The sequence below is a fragment of the Martelella alba genome (assembly GCF_005217455.1).
In the GTDB taxonomy this organism is placed as follows: Bacteria; Pseudomonadota; Gammaproteobacteria; order Enterobacterales; family Enterobacteriaceae; genus Acerihabitans.
On the sequence record NZ_SZPQ01000002.1, the window covers coordinates 241,036 to 258,803 of the forward strand.

15 protein-coding genes are annotated in these 17,768 nt (G+C 56.6%); 7 read left to right on the plus strand and 8 right to left on the minus strand.

The window, feature by feature from the left end:
- Nucleotides 1-315 precede the first annotated feature (315 nt).
- Nucleotides 316-831, minus strand: a complete 516-nt coding sequence (gene ftnA / locus FCN80_RS03500; protein ID WP_136988500.1) for a non-heme ferritin — start codon at nt 829-831, stop codon at nt 316-318.
- 399 nt (nt 832-1,230) lie between these two features.
- On the opposite strand from ftnA, the gene FCN80_RS03505 reads away from it, so the two are divergent.
- Complete coding sequence (locus tag FCN80_RS03505; RefSeq protein WP_136988501.1) at nt 1,231-1,458, plus strand: DNA polymerase III subunit theta; 228 nt, start codon at nt 1,231-1,233, stop codon at nt 1,456-1,458.
- Nucleotides 1,459-1,790: 332 nt separating this feature from the next.
- Nucleotides 1,791-2,465, plus strand: coding sequence for an exodeoxyribonuclease X (gene exoX, locus FCN80_RS03510; RefSeq protein ID WP_136988502.1), 675 nt, complete (start codon nt 1,791-1,793; stop codon nt 2,463-2,465).
- A gap of 7 nt (nt 2,466-2,472) precedes the next feature.
- Here the strand turns inward: exoX and FCN80_RS03515 are convergent, their stop codons facing one another.
- Nucleotides 2,473-4,524 carry a S9 family peptidase gene (locus FCN80_RS03515; protein WP_136988503.1) on the minus strand — a complete coding sequence of 684 codons (2,052 nt, stop codon included), beginning with the start codon at nt 4,522-4,524 and terminating at the stop codon, nt 2,473-2,475.
- Between the two features lie 263 nt (nt 4,525-4,787).
- Nucleotides 4,788-5,651: a protein YebF gene (gene yebF / locus FCN80_RS03520; RefSeq protein ID WP_136988504.1), complete on the minus strand. Its 864-nt coding sequence runs from the start codon at nt 5,649-5,651 to the stop codon at nt 4,788-4,790.
- A 454-nt stretch (nt 5,652-6,105) separates the two neighbouring features.
- Between yebF and purT the strand changes: the two genes are divergently transcribed.
- Nucleotides 6,106-7,284, plus strand: coding sequence for a formate-dependent phosphoribosylglycinamide formyltransferase (purT, locus tag FCN80_RS03525; RefSeq protein WP_136988505.1), 1,179 nt, complete (start codon nt 6,106-6,108; stop codon nt 7,282-7,284).
- 108 nt (nt 7,285-7,392) lie between these two features.
- Here the strand turns inward: purT and FCN80_RS03530 are convergent, their stop codons facing one another.
- Together FCN80_RS03530 and zwf are read right to left on the minus strand one after the other, a co-directional pair.
- On the minus strand, nt 7,393-8,034 hold the full coding sequence (locus tag FCN80_RS03530; RefSeq protein WP_136988506.1) for a bifunctional 4-hydroxy-2-oxoglutarate aldolase/2-dehydro-3-deoxy-phosphogluconate aldolase: 642 nt from the start codon (nt 8,032-8,034) through the stop codon (nt 7,393-7,395).
- A gap of 49 nt (nt 8,035-8,083) precedes the next feature.
- Nucleotides 8,084-9,559 (minus strand): glucose-6-phosphate dehydrogenase, encoded by a 1,476-nt coding sequence (gene zwf, locus FCN80_RS03535; RefSeq protein ID WP_136988507.1) that lies wholly within the window; start codon nt 9,557-9,559, stop codon nt 8,084-8,086.
- A 312-nt stretch (nt 9,560-9,871) separates the two neighbouring features.
- Between zwf and FCN80_RS03540 the strand changes: the two genes are divergently transcribed.
- Both FCN80_RS03540 and pyk read left to right on the plus strand, forming a co-directional pair.
- Nucleotides 9,872-10,756: a MurR/RpiR family transcriptional regulator gene (locus FCN80_RS03540; RefSeq protein ID WP_306767831.1), complete on the plus strand. Its 885-nt coding sequence runs from the start codon at nt 9,872-9,874 to the stop codon at nt 10,754-10,756.
- A 186-nt stretch (nt 10,757-10,942) separates the two neighbouring features.
- Nucleotides 10,943-12,385, plus strand: coding sequence for a pyruvate kinase (gene pyk, locus FCN80_RS03545; RefSeq protein ID WP_136988508.1), 1,443 nt, complete (start codon nt 10,943-10,945; stop codon nt 12,383-12,385).
- 122 nt (nt 12,386-12,507) lie between these two features.
- On the opposite strand, the gene lpxM is transcribed toward pyk, so the two are convergent.
- From lpxM to znuA, 3 genes are all read right to left on the minus strand, one after another.
- Nucleotides 12,508-13,467 (minus strand): lauroyl-Kdo(2)-lipid IV(A) myristoyltransferase, encoded by a 960-nt coding sequence (gene lpxM, locus FCN80_RS03550; protein WP_136988509.1) that lies wholly within the window; start codon nt 13,465-13,467, stop codon nt 12,508-12,510.
- A gap of 240 nt (nt 13,468-13,707) precedes the next feature.
- The gene (mepM, locus tag FCN80_RS03555; protein ID WP_136988510.1) at nt 13,708-15,051 is read right to left on the minus strand and encodes a murein DD-endopeptidase MepM; all 1,344 of its coding nucleotides are present in this window, start codon (nt 15,049-15,051) and stop codon (nt 13,708-13,710) included.
- A gap of 12 nt (nt 15,052-15,063) precedes the next feature.
- Nucleotides 15,064-15,990, minus strand: coding sequence for a zinc ABC transporter substrate-binding protein ZnuA (gene znuA, locus FCN80_RS03560; RefSeq protein ID WP_136988511.1), 927 nt, complete (start codon nt 15,988-15,990; stop codon nt 15,064-15,066).
- 74 nt (nt 15,991-16,064) lie between these two features.
- Here znuA and znuC point away from each other — a divergent pair, with 74 nt between their 5' ends.
- Nucleotides 16,065-16,856: a zinc ABC transporter ATP-binding protein ZnuC gene (znuC, locus tag FCN80_RS03565; protein WP_136988512.1), complete on the plus strand. Its 792-nt coding sequence runs from the start codon at nt 16,065-16,067 to the stop codon at nt 16,854-16,856.
- An 85-nt stretch (nt 16,857-16,941) separates the two neighbouring features.
- Nucleotides 16,942-17,727, plus strand: coding sequence for a zinc ABC transporter permease subunit ZnuB (gene znuB, locus FCN80_RS03570; RefSeq protein WP_136988513.1), 786 nt, complete (start codon nt 16,942-16,944; stop codon nt 17,725-17,727).
- Nucleotides 17,728-17,768: the final 41 nt, after the last annotated feature.

A 17,768-nucleotide genomic window follows, 5' to 3' on the forward strand; every position in this document is an offset into this window, starting at 1 on the left:
CGGATTGCGGCGGGAACGGCGGACTTATCCGGTCCGGTGGGCATCAAGCCGGCCAATGCCGGAAAAAACGGCGGGAACCTTAGCTGTATCGACATCAACTGCCATTCCTTATTATCGCGGGCGCCTGGTGGGCCAATCCAACGCCCCGCGGCCCATTCCCGACCATCGCGGCGCCTTGCTGAATAACGCAGGGAAAGCCCCGTTGAAACACTGGCTCGCCACAGCGCCCATCGATAATAGCGATTGACTGGACCGAAGTCGAGAAAACCACGCGGCGCCGGGGAACAAGGTTAATCCGGCGCAACGACTTGCCGGTCAGGCCGACGTGGCGTCACCCTCGCCGTTTTGCATTTTTTTCAAATCCTGATCGATAAAGAACAGGCCGCTGCTGTCGGCATCCACCAGCGACAGTTTGTCGAGAATGGAACGGAATAGTTTCTCCTCTTCATGCTGCTCAGCCACATACCATTGCAGGAAGTTGAAAGTGGAGTAATCACGCAGGGTCATGGCCTCATGGGCCAGTTCGTTAATCTTGACCGTGATCATCTGCTCATGTTCGTAGGTGCGTTTGAACAGCTCCGCCAGCGAGGCAAACCCGGTGGGCGGCGCTTCAATGGCGCCCAGTATCGGCATAGAACCGGTATCGTTCAGATAATCGAACAGGCGCCGCATATGATCCATCTCTTCCCGAGACTGTCTTTTGAGAAACGCGCTGGCGCCTTCAAAACCTTTATCACTGCACCAGGCGCTCATCTGCAAATACAAATTGGCAGAGAAGAATTCCAGATTTAATTGCTCATTCAGTTTATTTGCCATTTCTTGTTTTAACATGGGCGGGCTTCCTGTATTAGAGATTTGTCATCTTCATTGGCATTATGCCAATAATATAACAAAATTTAAACTTAAAATTAACCCAGATTGATAAATAACAAAATCACGCTATATTTCAATGAGATTGAATATTTCTTTTGACGGCGCCAACAAGAAGCTAATTGGAAAAATGATATTGATAAACGTTATTATTTATATTTAAGGCGAGTTGGCAATGCTAATTCACCACGGCATCACCCATTAGATAATGACAACGATTATTATTCGTATGCATCAAAAATAATGGGCTTTGCCATGCGGCGGCACAGACCATGGCAGGGATGGCGTCCAGCCCCCCCCTTGCCTTTTATCCCCAGGTCCACTATTTTAGGCCGTCGGCCCGTCAATACAGGAGGAACGATGGCCTATAATCTGGCGAACCTTGACCGCGAGACAAGAGATAAAATCAACGTCGATTTGGCCGCGTCGGGCGTCGCCTTCAAAGAACGCTACAACATGCCGGTGGTGGCGGAGCACATTGAACGGGAACAACCGGAATCCTTAAGAGCCTATTTCCGTGAGCGGGTGGCTTTTTACCGGCATGCGTCGCTTGGTTTTTCCCGCTTGCCCTACGAGCCGAAAAAATAGCGCGGCGGCAGTGTTTCCGGCCCGTCGACCCACGCGCAATAGCACGATTTGACTTGATTAACGTACTCAACAGGCAGTTAATTATTGCCGTGTTTCCGATTCTTTTACAGCGAGGTAAATCATGAGTAAGGGAATGGATCGAAAGAAAGACACCAAGAAAAAGCCGCTGAAAACACCCGAAGAAAAACGGGCTGAAAAGCGCGCTAAAAAGGCCCAACCCGATATCGCCTGATATTCGTCCGGTCCGCCAAGATGAAACCCGCAGCGCATGCGGGTTTTTTGTTGCCGCCGTTCAGGCCATAATAGGCCTTTGGGCAACAGTGGTAAAAACCATGTCATTTCGTATTATCGACACCGAAACCTGCGGTCTGGAAGGCGGCGTCGTCGAGGTCGCCTCGGTGGATCTTATCGATGGCAGACTCGTCAACGCCATGAGCGATCTGGTGAATCCCGGACGCCCCATCGACTACGAGGCGATGGCCATTCATCATATCACCGAGCAGATGGTCGAAGATAAACCCCGAATCGCCAAAGTGATTGGCCGGTATCAGGGCAGTCCTTATTATGTCGCCCACAATGCCGCGTTTGACAGGCGTATGCTACCGGAAATGCACGGGCAATGGATTTGCACCGTTAAACTGGCCCGTAAACTGTATCCGGGCATCAAGTACGGCAATCAATATCTGCGTTATGCCCTGGATTTGCCGGTGGCGGTACCCGATGGATTATATCCTCATCGCGCTTTGTATGACTGCTATGTCACGGCGGCGTTGCTGATGAAAATCATCAATGATTCGGGATGGAGCGCCGAGGAGATGGCCGCCCTGAGCAACGAGGCGACCTTATTGACCACGTTGAAATTCGGCAAATACCGCGGCCAGTCTCTGGAGCGCATCGCCCGGGAAGACCCGGGCTATCTGCATTGGATGCTGAAAAACCTGAAAGATTTATCCGCGGATATGCGTTATAGCATCAGCCATTTTTTGAAAAACGCCGCGCGGGAATAACCTGCGGTCACTCCACCGCCTTTTCCGCCAGGGATAAGATAAACGTGTATTCCATAGAAACCCCCTCGTAACCTTTGAAACGGCCCGATTTGCCGCCATGCCCGGAGTCCATATCGGTGCACAGCAGCAGCAGGTTATCGTCTGTCTTGTTGGCGCGCAGTTTGGCGACCCATTTGGCCGGTTCCCAGTATTGCACCTGGGAATCGTGCAAGCCGGTGGTCACCAGCAGATTGGGATAAGCCTGGGCCTTAACCTGATCGTAAGGGCTGTAGCTTTTCATATAATCGTAATAGGCCTTTTCCGCCGGGTTGCCCCATTCATCGTATTCGCCGGTGGTCAGAGGAATGGTCTCATCCAGCATGGTGGTCACCACATCGACAAAAGGCACTTGCGCCACGACGCCCTTGAAGAGATCCGGCGCCATATTAATGACCGCGCCCATCAATAGCCCGCCCGCGCTGCCGCCCATGGCGAAGACCCGGCTTGCGTCGCCGCGGCCCTGGTCGATAAGGGCGCGGGTGACATCGATAAAGTCGTAAAACGTGTTCATTTTTTTAAACAGTTTGCCGTCTTCATACCACTGCTGGCCGAGTTCGCCGCCGCCGCGGACATGGGCCAGCGCATACACGAAACCGCGATCCAGCAAGCTAAGCCGGCTGGCGCTGAAATCCGGATCCATACTGCTGCCGTAAGAGCCATAGCCGTAGACCAGTAATGGGTTGGCGCCCGGCTGATAAAGATCCGTGCGGTACACCAGCGATACCGGCACCTCTACGCCGTCCCTGGCGGTGATCCACAGCCGCTCGCTACGGTACTGGCCGGCATCGAAATTTTTGACCCGCGATTGTTTGAGCATCTTGCGCTCGCCTGTGTCCATATTGATTTCGAACAGCGTGGTCGGCGTGGTCATGGACGAATAGCCGTACCGGAGCCAAACGGTCTGCGGATCGGGATTATAGGCAAGCCAGGTGACATATGTGGGGTCATCGAACGCGATCCCTTTCTCTTCGCCGCTTTGCCAATGGATCTGCCGCAAGCTGGTCAAACCCTGATGGCGCTCTTCCACCACCAGCCAGTCGCGAAACAGCGTGAAACTTTCCAGCACCACGTCCTCCCGCGCCGGGATAAGCGTCCGCCACGAGGTCTCATCCGCGGTTTCGCAACGATAGAGCGCGAAATTTTTACCCTCGCGGTTGGAACGTAAATAGAAATGGCCCTGGTAGTGGTCCAGTGAATATTCGTGATCATGGCGCCGCGCCAGGAACCGCTGCGGCTTCGCGTTCGGGCAATCGGCGTCAAGCAACAGGATCTCGCCGGAAGTGGTGCTGCCCAGCGCGATGATAATGTAGCGCTCGGAAGTGGATTTATGCACGCTCACATAGAACGTGTCGTCGTTTTCCTCATAAATCAATTCGTCCGATTCAGTGGCCGTACCGACTTTATGCCGAAAGACCTGGTAAGGCAGCAGGGTCTTTTTATGTTTACGAACATAATAGATGTATTGCGAATCATTAGTCCATTCAAAGCCAGACGAGGCATTTTCGATCACCTCCGGATACCATGAATCGCGCGCCAGGTTTTTAAAACGGATGCCGTACAGCCGGCGTGACAGGAAATCCTCAGCTGCGGCGACAATAGTATTGTCCGGACTGACATCCAATGATCCCATGGTGTAAAACTCGCTCTGTGCGGCGCGCTTGTTGCCATCCAGCAGGACTTCCCAAGGGGAGTCTACCCCCAGCGCCTCCGCCTGGCGGGTATACACCGCGTATTCATTGCCTTGTTCGTAACGGCTTTGGTAACGGTAGCCGCGTCGGACATAGGGAACGGAGCGATCCTGTTGCGGTATGCGTTCCACCATTTCGGTAAACAGGGTGTGCCGCAGTTCTTCATGGCCGGCCATCATTGCCTCGCCATAGGTATTTTCGCCGGCCAGGTAGGCCAATACCTCCGGGTCCTCGCGCTTGTCATCGCGCAGCCAATAGTAATCGTCCACCCGGCTGTCGTCATGCAGGGTGAGCGGATGAGGCCTTTTTTTGGCTATGGGGGGAAAAATCATAGGTTCCATTCCTTAAATTCCGGATAAGAAACAGAGTGGCACGAATATGCTTGGATGCCAAGCGTAGGCGGGAACATGTCCTTGTCCCGCAAAGGCTTCCGGCCGCCGGTAACCGGGCCGCCGACCGGCGGGAATGACGGCCAGCAGAGACTTGATAACCCGAGGCGATCATGGGCATGCCGATGTCGGCGACAGGCGTTGACCACGGCCGCCCGCCCCGGGCGACCGTTAAGCCAATCGGTTAGGGCGGGGAATGGCCGGGATCACTTTTTCAGAGAATAACTGATCTCGCCTTTCTGGCAATCAAGGCTGACCTGATAGCTGCGATCGGCGGCGGCGCCACGGACTTGCAGCGGAGCTTGCCAGTCATCGCCCGTACCGGTGACATCTTCCGGATTCACCCATGCCACGATGTTGTCGCTGCCCAACGCCTGCTTATCATCCTCAAAGCGCGGAAAGCGATTTTCGGTGTAATCCTGTTTAATGAGATCCGCCACTTGTATCGCATTCAGATCGGGACAAGCCGACACTTTGAATGTTCTGACATCAGTGGCTTTGGCGGCGGGCTTGGTTTTATCGCTTTCTTTGGCGGTGGCCGCAGCCTTTTCAGCGTTTTTTTTCTGGGCGGATTTTACCGTGGTTTTTTCCGCGGAAGCAGATTTCTTTACCGGCTTTTCCGCCGGCGCGGGTTTTGACTCGGTCTTTTCCGCCGGCGCGGGTTTTGACTCGGTCTTTTCCGCCGGCGCGGGTTTCGCCGCCGGTTTTTCCACCGGCGCAGTCTTTTCAGCCCCAGCGGATCCGGCATTGTCCTGCGACGAGGACGGCGCCTTCTGGTCCGGTACCGGCGCGATTTTCGCCGCGGGCGGTTTTGGCGAAGGCTGGGGCGTCGCCGGCACGGGCGGTACCGCGTTTTGACTGGTGGACGGCGTCGCGGAATTCTCGGAGGTCGGCGACGTGGCCTGGGATGTATCGGCAGCGGGTTGCGTCGCCGCAGACGCATCGGCCGATGCCGGCGCGGTCGACGACGACGTCCCGGTCGAGGGGGTCTGGAGCGCCGCGAGGACGTGAGGCGACAATAACAGTCCGAGTACTAACGCGCCTACCAGACCGGATCCCGATTTATGCATAAAGCCTCCACTTGTACTGTTTATCTTTTTTTCAAGGTATGGGGTTGCGTCCTGTCGGGTTCGCTTCGGCGTCCGTATACGTGACCCTTTGCAAAACGCAATCTATTGATAATAGCCTGTGCCAAATCCCTTGAAAAAGGGATTTATACTTTAAGTATGTCGAGTTGCATCGCGGGGGCGAGCGGGCGCGGCCAACAAAGAGGCAACGTGAGGTATGGCGAGTCTATCAGTTCGGCCATAAATCATAACGATTTATACGCGTCAGGCTTCTGGCCGACGTTGGGCCTGCCGGGTTCACGCTCAAAGGATCCGCCGACAGGTAACCCGTTCTGCTGCGCAGGCAAACGTTTTCGTTTATACTTTCGTGCCTTCAAATCGCCGCCTAGTCTGTTGCGCGAAGGTCCCGGCCTTCGCGTGATGACTGCGGACAAATTTATCAATCCAGGTGAAGAAAATGCTAACCATAGGTACCGCTCTGCGTCCCGACGCCACCAAAGTGATGTTGCTGGGTTCCGGCGAGCTCGGCAAAGAGGTCGCTATTGAATGCCAGCGCCTGGGCGTGGAGGTGATCGCCGTCGATCGCTACGCCGATGCGCCGGCCATGCATGTCGCCCATCGCGCCCATGTCATTAATATGTTGGACGGCGAGGAACTAAAAGCGGTGATTGAGCAGGAGCGGCCCGATTTTATCGTGCCGGAAATTGAGGCCATCGCCACCGATATGCTGGCGTCGCTCGAACAGCTCGGCCACCTCGTGGTGCCCTGCGCCCGCGCCACTTGTTTGACCATGAATCGCGAGGGCATCCGTCGCCTGGCGGCGGAAACGCTAGGCCTGCCCACGTCGCCCTATCGTTTCGCCGGCAACCGCGATGAATTCGCTGACGCGGCGGCGGCCATCGGTTTCCCGCTGTTCGTCAAACCGGTGATGAGCTCGTCCGGCAAGGGACAAAGTCTGGTCAGAGATCCCGCGTCATTGGATGACGCCTGGAAATATGCCCAACAAGGCGGCCGTGCCGGCGGCGGCAAGGTTATCGTCGAGGGGCTGGTCCGTTTTGATTTTGAGATCACCGTGCTGACCGTGAGCGCGGTGGACGGCATCCATTTCTGCCAACCCATTGGCCATCGGCAGGAAGACGGCGATTATCGGGAATCCTGGCAACCTCAGCCAATGGGTCCGCTGGCCTGGCAACGGGCGTGCGATATCGCCGGACGGGTGGTCAGCGCCTTGGGCGGACGAGGGTTGTTTGGGGTCGAGCTGTTCGTGTGCGGCGATGAGGTGATTTTCAGCGAGGTGTCGCCCCGCCCCCACGATACCGGCATGGTGACATTACTGTCGCAGGATCTGTCCGAGTTCGCCCTGCATGTCCGCGCTTTTCTGGGGTTGCCCATCGGCGGGATCCGGCAGTACGGGCCCACCGCCTCCGCCGTCATACTGCCGGAGCTTAACAGCGATAATGTCCGGTTCGATGGATTGGAGCAGGCGTTGGCCTCCGGCCGGCAGATCAGACTGTTCGGCAAGCCGTCCATCAACGGTAAACGCCGGATGGGCGTGGCGCTGGCCGCGGCCGATACGGTGGAAGACGCCGTGAAGGAGGCGAAAACCGCTGCGGCCGCCGTCAACGCCCGCAGCTGACAATCCCCCCGGACGGGGGAATCTGCCTGTCGTCCATGGCGACGATGGACTAGCCGACAACCCGGCGGGTCAATTCCTGCCGGATGCCGGCGGGTACAGGGCCGCCGATCAGGCTTTTGCGCCGGCGACGGCGTCTTTCGCCAGTTCGGTGATGCGCGCGTAGTCGCCCGCCTCCAGCGCGTCATTAGGCACCAACCAGGAGCCGCCGATGCACAAGACGCTTTTCAACGCCAGGTAATCACGGTAGTTTTTCGGCGAAATACCGCCAGTTGGGCAGAAACGGATCTGGGAGAATGGGCCGGCAATCGCCTGAAGGGCTTTTACGCCGCCGTTGGCTTCCGCCGGAAAGAATTTGAATTCCCGCAAGCCGTAATCCATGCCGAGCATCAACTCAGAAACGGTAGCGATACCGGGAATAAGGGGGATGTTGCCCTCGACGGCGGCTTTCAGCAGCGGCTCGGTCACGCCGGGACTGATGGCGAACTGGGCGCCCGCGGCGGTGACTTCGGCCAACTGATTGACATTGGTCACGGTACCGGCGCCGACGATGGCTCCCGGTACGTCGTTGGCAATCGCGCGGATGGCATCGACGGCGCAAGCGGTGCGCAACGTGACTTCCAGCACCCGCACCCCGCCGGCCACCAGCGCTTTCGCCAGCGGTACGGCCTGTTCCAGTTTATGGATAACGATGACCGGCACAACCGGACCCGCGGTCAAGATGGTTTCCGCGCTTGTTTTCCAGTTTTTCATTACGTGTTATCTCCTGTCTTGCCGATACGGCAACAATTATTGGGTTAACTTATTCGAATTCGTTCCAGGAGCGGCCGTCGCGGGTGATCATGGCTACCGAGGCCACCGGACCCCAGGTGCCAGCCTGGTAGGGCTTCGGCGCATCGTTGTCCGCCGCCCAGGCCTCCATGATGGAGCCCACCCACTTCCAGGCTTCTTCCACTTCATCGCGGCGCACAAACAGGGCCTGGATACCCCGCATGGTCTCCAGCAGCAGACGTTCATAGGCGTCCGCCAGATGTTCCTGGTTGAACGTTTCGGTGAAACTCAAGTCCAGTTTGGTGGTTTGCAGCCGATGCTTATGATCGAGTCCTGGGACTTTGTTAAGGATCTGGATATCCATCCCCTCGTCAGGCTGCAAACGGATGGTCAGTTTATTCTGCGGCAATTGTTGGTAGGAGTCGCGAAACAGATTGAGCGCCGGATTTTTGAAATAAATAACCACTTCGGAACATTTGGTCGGTAGTCGTTTGCCGGTGCGCAGATAAAACGGCACGCCGGCCCACCGCCAGTTATCGATATCCACCCGGATGGAAACGAAGGTCTCGGTATGGCTGCTCTTGTTCGCTCCGTCTTCCTCAAGATAGCCCGGCACTTTTTTGCCTTGCACGAAGCCAGCGGTATATTGTCCTCTCACGGTGGTGTCACGGACATTGGTATGATCGATACGGCGCAGTGAACGCAACACTTTGACTTTCTCATCGCGGATACGGTCGGTGGTCAGATCGGACGGCGGCGACATGGCGATAATGGCCAGAATTTGCAACAGGTGGCTCTGGATCATATCGCGCATCTGGCCGGCTTTGTCGAAATAACCCCAGCGGCCCTCGATGCCCACTTCTTCGGCGACGGTAATCTGCACCGAATCAATGGTGCGGTTATCCCAGTTGGTGGCGAATAGCGCATTGGCGAAACGCAGCGCCAGCAGGTTGAGTACGGTCTCTTTGCCGAGATAATGGTCGATGCGGTAGACCTGGCACTCCTTGAAATATTTTTCCACCTGGTTGTTGATGACTTGCGAGGAAGCCAGGTCGGTACCCAACGGTTTTTCCATAACCACCCGGGCGGGTTCTTGGTTCAGCCCGGCTTCCCCCAGGCCTTGGCAGATGGCGCCGAATGTATTGGGCGGCATGGCGAAATAGTTGATGGTGACACGGTTCTGCTGGTCGAGTTTTTCTCCCAGGCGCGCGAAATTTTTCGTGTCGTTCACGTCGAGATTGCAAAAATCCAGGCGCGCGCTGAGCGTCTTCCAGAGCTTTTCGTCGATAGGCTCCTTCATGAAGGTTTCCAGCGCTTCCCGCACCACCTTGGTATAAGCTTTCGCGTCCCAGTCGGCACGCCCTACCCCGATGATGCGGGTTTCCGGATGGATTGACCCGGCCTTTTCCAACTGATACAGGGAAGGCAGTAATTTCCGTCGCGCCAGATCGCCCTTCGCGCCGAAAATCACCAGATCGCAAGCCTGGGTAATGGATGTTGCCGCCATGTTCCTCTCCTCGTGCAGGATGTTTGTAATTTTATTACATATTAAAAGAATTTTTTTGACATCAACCAGTAAATTATCAGAAAAAGACCCTATGCAGCACTTTTATCAGCTTATTTCAACTAGTAACCGCTGATAAAAATGTAATTTATATACATTAATGTCAATATATTACATCTTTGAAAGTTAGACACGGGTCATACTCTGGCAAAAAACTCGCTATGTCAGCCGGATTCGCTGCCTTTGCTTACCGGCACGTAGTATATTTCATCAAAACGGTAATGATTTCATCTTTAGGTGAAATCGGCTAAAACCATGAGCTATTCACTTATGAACATGCTGGAAAAGATCAACAGCCATAGGGAGTTGCTGAGCAAATCCGAACGGAAGGTGGCGGACGTGATTCTCGCTTCTCCCCAAAGCGCCATTCACGCCAGCATCGCGCTGTTGGCCCGGATGGCCGATGTCAGCGAGCCTACCGTCAATCGTTTCTGCCGCCGTCTGGATACCAAAGGCTACCCCGATTTCAAATTGCAGCTTGCTCAGAGTTTGGCTAATGGCACACCGTATGTAAACCGGAATGTGGATGAAGACGACAGCGTCGATTCCTACACGGTGAAGATTTTCGAGTCCACCATGGCCAGCCTGGAACAGGTGAAAACCCGGTTGGATATCGCCGCCGTCAACCGGGCGGTGGATTTGCTGACCCAGGCGAAAAAAATCTCGTTTTTCGGTCTTGGCGCCTCAGCCGCCGTCGCCCATGACGCAATGAATAAATTCTTTCGTTTTAACATTCCCATCGTCTATTCCGAGGATATCGTCATGCAGCGCATGAGTTGCATGAATTGCGGCGAAGGGGATGTGGTGGTGCTGATTTCCCATACCGGTCGGACCAAAATACTGGTGGACCTGGCGCAATTGGCGCGCGAAAATGACGCTACCGTCATCGCCGTAACGTCGCCTTACTCGCCGCTATCCCGCGAGGCTTCTCTTACGCTGGCTCTGGATGTCCCCGAGGATACCGATGTCTTTATGCCGATGATATCCAGGATTGCCCAGTTGACATTAATCGATGTTTTGGCCACCGGTTTTACTTTGCGCCGAGGGGCCAAATTCAGAGACAACCTGAAACGGGTCAAGGAAGCCCTGAAGGAATCGCGCTTTGATAAAGTGGATTCCGCCGCATATAAATTTGATTAATACCGTATTATATGAAAAATAACCTCACCAGGGGGCCGAAAAACGGACCGGCCCTTGTCAGATGCGAGGGAAGACTTTACACAGCCGTATCACGCCTCTTCCGCAGCCATTAAGCCGGCTACCGGGATAATGAATGATACGATGGATTTTTGCTACACCAATAATGCCCAAGTCAACGGAGTTACCATGTCCAGACGGCTCAGAAGAACCAAAATCGTAACCACGCTGGGGCCAGCCACCGACCGAGACAATAACCTCGAAAAGGTCATTGCCGCCGGCGCCAATGTGGTTCGCCTCAATTTTTCCCACGGCAGCACAGAAGATCATCTGATCCGCGCCAATAAGGTACGTGAGATTGCCGCCAAGCTGGGAAGGCATGTGGCGATCCTGGGGGATTTACAGGGACCGAAAATCCGTGTTTCCACTTTCAGGGAGGGCAAGATATTCCTTAGCGTAGGTGACAAGTTCATACTCGATGCCAATCTGGGCAAGGGCGAAGGCGACCGGGAAAGGGTCGGCATCGACTATAAGGGCTTGCCCGGCGATGTGGTGCCCGGCGACATTCTGTTGCTGGACGATGGGCGCGTGCAGCTCAAGGTTCAGGAGGTATCCGGCGCCCAGGTGCATACCGAAGTGACCGTGGGCGGTCCGCTGTCCAACAACAAGGGCATCAACAAAATGGGCGGGGGGCTGACGGCGTCTGCCCTGACGGAGAAGGACAAGCTTGATATCCTGACCTCGGCGAAAATCGGCGTGGACTATCTGGCGGTCTCTTTCCCGCGTACCGGCGAAGACCTTAATTACGCCCGCCGACTGGCGCGCGATGCCGGTTGCAACGCCAAGATCATCTCCAAGGTGGAGCGAGCCGAAGCGGTATCCAGCGACGAAGCCATGGACGATATCATCCTGGCCTCCGATGTGGTGATGGTCGCTCGAGGCGATCTGGGCGTTGAAATCGGCGATCCCGAGCTGGTGGGGATCCAGAAGAAACTGATCCGCCGCGCCCGTAAACTAAACCGCGCGGTGATCACCGCCACGCAGATGATGGAATCCATGATCACCAATCTGATGCCCACCCGGGCCGAGGTGATGGACGTGGCGAATGCCGTGCTGGACGGCACCGATGCGGTAATGCTGTCCGCCGAAACCGCCGCCGGCCAATACCCGGCGGAAACCGTGGCCGCCATGGCGCGCGTTTGTCTCGGCGCGGAGAAAATACCCAGCATCAATGTCTCCAAACACCGGCTGGACGTGCAATTCGATAACATCGAAGAAGCCATTGCCATGTCCAGCATGTATGCCGCCAATCACCTCAAGGGCGTCAGCGCCATCATTACCTTGACGGAATCGGGACGCACGCCGCTGATGATGTCCCGTATCAGTTCAGGGCTGCCGATTTTCGCCCTGTCGCGCCATGAGCATACCCTGAACCTCACCGCTTTATACCGGGGAGTAACGCCGGTGTATTTCAATAGCGACGGCGAAGGCGTCTTTGCTGCCACCCAGGCTATCAATCTGTTGCGGGACAAGGGTTTTTTGGTGTCCGGCGATTTGGTGATTATCACGCAGGGCGATGTCATGGGCACGGTGGGCACCACCAATACCAGCCGTATCTTGCGGGTGGAATAAATTTTGCCCGCCGCGCCGGCGGCGGATATCAAGCCCTCCCACTGTGGAGGGCTTTTTGCTATGGCGCCGCCTTCCCCCGCCGGGACAGCGCGAACCGCACGGCGTAATCCGGCGAGGCCCGCTCAGCGTTGATAAGGGTTGGCATCGCCCGGCTTGCGGGTTTTAAGCAGTTTCAAGATCCAGGTATACTGCTCGGGATTCGGCCGGACCAGATTTTCCACTTCCTCGTTCATGCGGCGGGCTATTTGCCGGTCGTCCGCCTCGGCGATATCGTCCATGGGCGGCCTGATATAGACATCCAGTTCGCCGGTGCGATTGTTGTATACCGGAAATAGCGGCACCACCGCGGCCCGGCAAATCTTCATCATCCGGCCGATAACCGGCAGGGTCGCCTTGTATGTGGCGAAAAAATCCACAAATATGCTGTGCTCCGGTCCGTGGTCCTGATCAGGGAGATAGTAGCCCCAATACCCCTGGCGGACCGATGCGAGAAAGGGTTTGATACCGTCATTGCGCGCATGCAGGCGTCCCCCAAAGCTGCGCCGCATACGGTTCCAGACATAATCCACCAGTTCGTTGCTCTGATTGTGAAACATCGCCGCCATTTTCTGTCCCCGCGCCGCCAGCAACATGGCCGGGACATCCACCGCCCAACCATGCGGCACGAGGAAAATAATATTGCGTTGGCTGTCGCACAGGCCCTGGAGGATGTCTTCCCCATGCCAGTGGACCCGCTTGCTCAACCGGGCGTAATCGCGGCAGACCAATTCGGCCATGAAAACCGTCGATTGCGGGATCATGGCGAACATTTCGTCTATCAGACCTTCCCGTTGCGCCTCGGACAGTTCCGGCAGGCAATAACGGATATTGGCCCGGGCGCGACGGCGTGCGCCTTTGGCGAATTTCCCCGCCAGCTTGCCCAGCGCGCCCAACACCGGATCACGCCATCGCGGCGCAACGTATGTCGCGCCGGCGATTAAGCCTATGGCGCACCAGATGCCCCAATACCGGGGCAAAAAAAATCGCGTTTTGAACTCGGGAATGAACTCGACCGCGGATGTGGCTTTGTGAGCGTTTTCCATGTCTGTCTCTGCACTCTGTTTTTACCGGGTTGCCTTACCGGAACTGATGACCGGGCCGCTATTATCGGCAAACCGCGACCGGTAAGCCAGTATCGTCTGGCGCGGCGGCGTAAAAGGCTATGCTCCCGTGGGTGAGTGACGTCCCGTCACTCACCAAAAACCCACTGCCGGCGGTTTAGCCTCTTCCTGGCCAACGTGTCGCTCAACCAACGCCGCGATGCCATTCGAATGGGTCAGGATTCAGTTGGGTTGCAATTGCGGCATCGCTTCCTTGACTTGCGCCAGGTAATCGACGCGCTCCCGTCCGGAAAGCGCTTCGGTGCGGGGCAGTTTGGCGGTCAGGGGATTGACCGCCTGATTATTGATCCAGATTTCAAAATGCAAATGCGGCCCGGTGGATCGCCCTGTGTTGCCGGACAAGGCGATGCGCTCGCCGCGCTTCACCTTTTGACCGGGTTTAACCAGCAGGGTTTTGAGGTGCATATAGCGGGTCATATATTGGCGTCCGTGACGAATGGCGATGTAATTGCCGGCCCCGTCACCGTTTTTGCTGACCACCACTTCCCCGTCACCCACCGCCAGCACCGGCGTACCCACCGGCATGGCGAAATCCACGCCGCGATGGGGGGCGATATGGCCGGTCACGGGGTTCAGGCGCCGCGGATTGAAATTCGATGAAACACGGTAATGCTTGGCGGTGGGAAAACGCAGAAAACCGCGGGCCAGACCGGCGCCGTCGCGGTTGTAAAATTTACCGTCGTCAGCGCGGAAAGCGTAGTAATCCTTGCCGCCGGTATGCAGGCGCACCCCCACCAAATCGCTTTGCTCGCTACGGCCATTGAGCATTTCACGGGAGGTCAGCACGGAAAACGCATCGCCCTGCTGCAATTTCCGAAAATCCAGTTGCCATTGCAATGCCTTGATGACCGAACTGATTTCCTCGCCGGATAAGCCCGCCGAACGCGCGCTGTTGATAAAACTGCCGTCGACCTTGCCCCGTACCACGACATCGCGCCATACCCCGGCCTGCTGAGCCACGCTTTCCTTGAAAGCGCCATTGACCAAATCATAGGTATGGGTTTCCCGCCGCGACATTTCCCATGTCAAACGTTGCAGATTGCCGGCATCGTTCAAGGTCCAGGATATCCGCTGGCCTATCTGCAAATTGCGCAGTTGCGGAAACTGCTGCGCCAGTTGGGTCACCTCTGACATATCAATGCCGTATTGGGTCAATATGCTGCCAAGCGTATCGCCTTCCGAAACGACATAATCATGGACGCCGGTTTCGCCGGTGATTTTTTCGTCGAGATCGTCCACCGGGGGCACATCGTCGTCATTGACGGCCGGCGCCTGCTCCAGAGGCTCGCTGGACCCCGGCGCCAAATTGCTCAGGGTCTTTTTGACCGGCGGGAGGGGACGGCTGCCGGCATCGTCGGAAACCGTGGTGGTGGATACCGGAGAGTAGCCATAAGGCCGCCAAACTGCGACGGCAAGGGTGATTAACGTCAGAGACCCCAGCATTACGCGGTGGGGTTTGGGCAGATTATTATATGCCAGGGCGATGGAACGTACGAGCTGCGGCACCTATTCCTTTCCTCATGGATGTGTATTCAGGCAGCTCAAATAGGCGTCGGACAGTTGCGTCAAAAAACGGAAATAACTCTCCTTGCCTAAGGGGATGCCGATTCCCAGCGGGTCCAGCGTGCCTTTGCGCACCGACGTTCCCCTTGCCACGGCATCAATAACGGCCGGCCTGAATTGCGGCTCAGCAAAAATGCATACGGCTTTATGCTCAACCAACTGTGTTCGGATAGTATGTAAGGCCTGGGCGCCGGGCTGAATTTCGGGATTAAGGGTGAAATGCCCCAGCGGGGACAACCCGTAGTGTTTCTCGAAATAGCCATAGGCGTCGTGGAAGACGAAATAGCCCTTCCCGGCAACCGGCGCTAGCATTGTAGCGATTGTTTTGTCATTTTTTGTCAAGGACGCGGTGAAAGATTGTAGATTTTCATCTAATTGTGATTTCTTATCGGGTTTTAAGGCCAACAAGCGATCATGAATAGCAATGGCGGCGGCTTCGGCGATGGCCGGCGATAGCCATAAATGCATATTGACCCGGCCATGATCATGGTCGCCATGGGCGGACCGGGTGTCATCGTCGTCATGGCCCAGTTGCAGCAACGGCCGCACCGACGGCAGATCGCTAAGCGTCAATACGCTCTGCGCCGGCAATTCCCTGACCGGTTTGGTCAGAAAGGCCTCCATTTCCGGCCCGATCCATATCACCAGATCGGCGCGGCGAATCCGGCCAAGGTCGGAGGGGCGCAGCGCGTAGCCGTGCGGCGAGGCGCCGTCAGGCAGCAGGATATCGGTGTCGATGACGCCATCGCCGATGGCCGAGGCGATAAATCCCAGGGGGCGGATGGAGACCAGCATGGCCGCCCTGCTCTGTCCGGCAGCGCCAATCAGCAGGAGAACAGCCGTTATCAGGGCGCCTAGCCATTTTGTCTGAGGTGAATTCATGATGATAATTCTCTTCGGCAACGATTCGGCGTGTGATAATATAACAATTTGTTTGTTTCGTAACGTTTAATCACATGACGACGCTGGTAGCACTCGACCATATATCTGTGAGTTTCGGCGCCAGGCGCGTTCTTTCCGATATTTCACTGACGTTGCAATCCGGACGCATCCTAACGTTGGTCGGCCCCAACGGGGCCGGTAAATCCACGCTGGTCCGGGTGGTGCTGGGATTGATAAAACCGGACAGCGGCGCGTTACGACGCGACCGAACGCTCGGTATCGGCTATGTGCCGCAAAAAATCCATCTGGATGCGACGCTGCCGCTGACGGTGGAGCGGTTTATGCGCTTGCGACAAGGGGTGAAAAAAACCGATATCGACCCCGCGCTATCCCGGGTCGGGGCCGGGTATTTGCGCGGCCTGCCCATGCAGAAACTGTCCGGCGGCGAGATGCAGCGGGTGCTATTGGCGCGCGCCCTGCTCACCCGACCGCAGTTGCTGGTGCTGGACGAACCGACTCAGGGGGTGGACGTGGGGGGACAGGCCGCGCTCTACGATCTGATAGACCGGTTGCGCCTGAGTCTGGGGTGCGGGGTATTGATGGTGTCCCATGATCTGCATCTGGTGATGACCAAAACCGACGAGGTGTTGTGTCTGAATCGCCATATCCGCTGCATCGGCACACCGCAAACCGTGTCGGCCCACCCCGAATTCGTGGCGCTCTTTGGCCGGCAGTATGCGCTGAATGCGTCGAGTGGCATCGCGGCGTCAAGCGAACAGGTCCCCAGGAGCATAGCCGACTATGTGGCCAACGTGAGCGAGCGAAGCCAACAAAGAGGCAACGTGAAGTATGACGGGTATCTATGACGCAACTGACATTGTATCGCCACCAGCATGATCCCCTCGATGAGCCGTGCCGGGGGAATACGATCCGGCGGAAGGCGCGCCGGTTATGATGGCGTTATTGCTGCCCGGCTGGCTGGCCGGGATTTTGCTGGCGTTGGCGGCCGGTCCGTTGGGCTCTTTCGTGGTCTGGCGCAAGATGTCGTATTTCGGCGATACCCTGGCCCACGCTTCGCTGCTGGGCGTCGCCCTGGGGTTACTGCTTAACGTCAATCCGTTCTATGCGGTGATCGCGGTTACGCTGCTGTTGGCGCTGGGCCTGGTCTGGCTGGAGCGCTTTCCGCAACTGGCCATAGATACGCTGCTGGGGATTTTGGCGCACAGCGCGCTGTCGCTGGGTCTGGTGGTGGTCAGTCTGATGTCGGATGTGCGGGTGGATTTGATGGCTTATCTGTTCGGCGATCTGCTGTCGGTAACGTTTGACGATATTCTGCCCATCGCCGGCGGCGTCATCGTGGTATTGGCGCTGCTGGCCTGGCAGTGGCGGTCATTACTGTCAGTCACCATCAGTCCTGAACTGGCCCATGTGGACGGCATTAGCCTGCCGCGCGTCAAACTGCTGCTGATGCTGTTGACCGCGTTGACCATCGGGCTGGCCATGAAATTTGTCGGTGCGCTTATTATTACCTCCCTGCTCATTATACCGGCCGCCGCGGCCCGCCGTTTTTCCCGCACGCCGGAACAGATGGCGCTGCTGGCCGCGATTGCCGGCATGCTGGCCGTCACAGGCGGATTGGGCCTGTCGGCCTGGTATGATACGCCGGCCGGCCCCTCGGTGGTGTTATGCGCCTCGTTGCTATTTGTGCTGAGTCTGGGGTATCGCCAACGTATCTAGCGCCGAATCGCCCAGGCGGGCGCAACGCAACGCCGCCACTG

Coding starts and splice junctions, on each gene's coding strand:
- purT (WP_136988505.1), top strand. CDS start 6,106: ATGCTAACCATAGGTACCGCTCTGCGTCCCGACGCCACCAAAGTGATG.
- ftnA (WP_136988500.1), bottom strand. CDS start 831: ATGTTAAAACAAGAAATGGCAAATAAACTGAATGAGCAATTAAATCTG.
- znuB (WP_136988513.1), top strand. CDS start 16,942: ATGATGGCGTTATTGCTGCCCGGCTGGCTGGCCGGGATTTTGCTGGCG.
- FCN80_RS03505 (WP_136988501.1), top strand. CDS start 1,231: ATGGCCTATAATCTGGCGAACCTTGACCGCGAGACAAGAGATAAAATC.
- exoX (WP_136988502.1), top strand. CDS start 1,791: ATGTCATTTCGTATTATCGACACCGAAACCTGCGGTCTGGAAGGCGGC.
- yebF (WP_136988504.1), bottom strand. CDS start 5,651: ATGCATAAATCGGGATCCGGTCTGGTAGGCGCGTTAGTACTCGGACTG.
- znuC (WP_136988512.1), top strand. CDS start 16,065: ATGACGACGCTGGTAGCACTCGACCATATATCTGTGAGTTTCGGCGCC.
- FCN80_RS03530 (WP_136988506.1), bottom strand. CDS start 8,034: ATGAAAAACTGGAAAACAAGCGCGGAAACCATCTTGACCGCGGGTCCG.
- lpxM (WP_136988509.1), bottom strand. CDS start 13,467: ATGGAAAACGCTCACAAAGCCACATCCGCGGTCGAGTTCATTCCCGAG.
- pyk (WP_136988508.1), top strand. CDS start 10,943: ATGTCCAGACGGCTCAGAAGAACCAAAATCGTAACCACGCTGGGGCCA.
- FCN80_RS03540 (WP_306767831.1), top strand. CDS start 9,872: ATGAGCTATTCACTTATGAACATGCTGGAAAAGATCAACAGCCATAGG.
- FCN80_RS03515 (WP_136988503.1), bottom strand. CDS start 4,524: ATGATTTTTCCCCCCATAGCCAAAAAAAGGCCTCATCCGCTCACCCTG.
- znuA (WP_136988511.1), bottom strand. CDS start 15,990: ATGAATTCACCTCAGACAAAATGGCTAGGCGCCCTGATAACGGCTGTT.
- zwf (WP_136988507.1), bottom strand. CDS start 9,559: ATGGCGGCAACATCCATTACCCAGGCTTGCGATCTGGTGATTTTCGGC.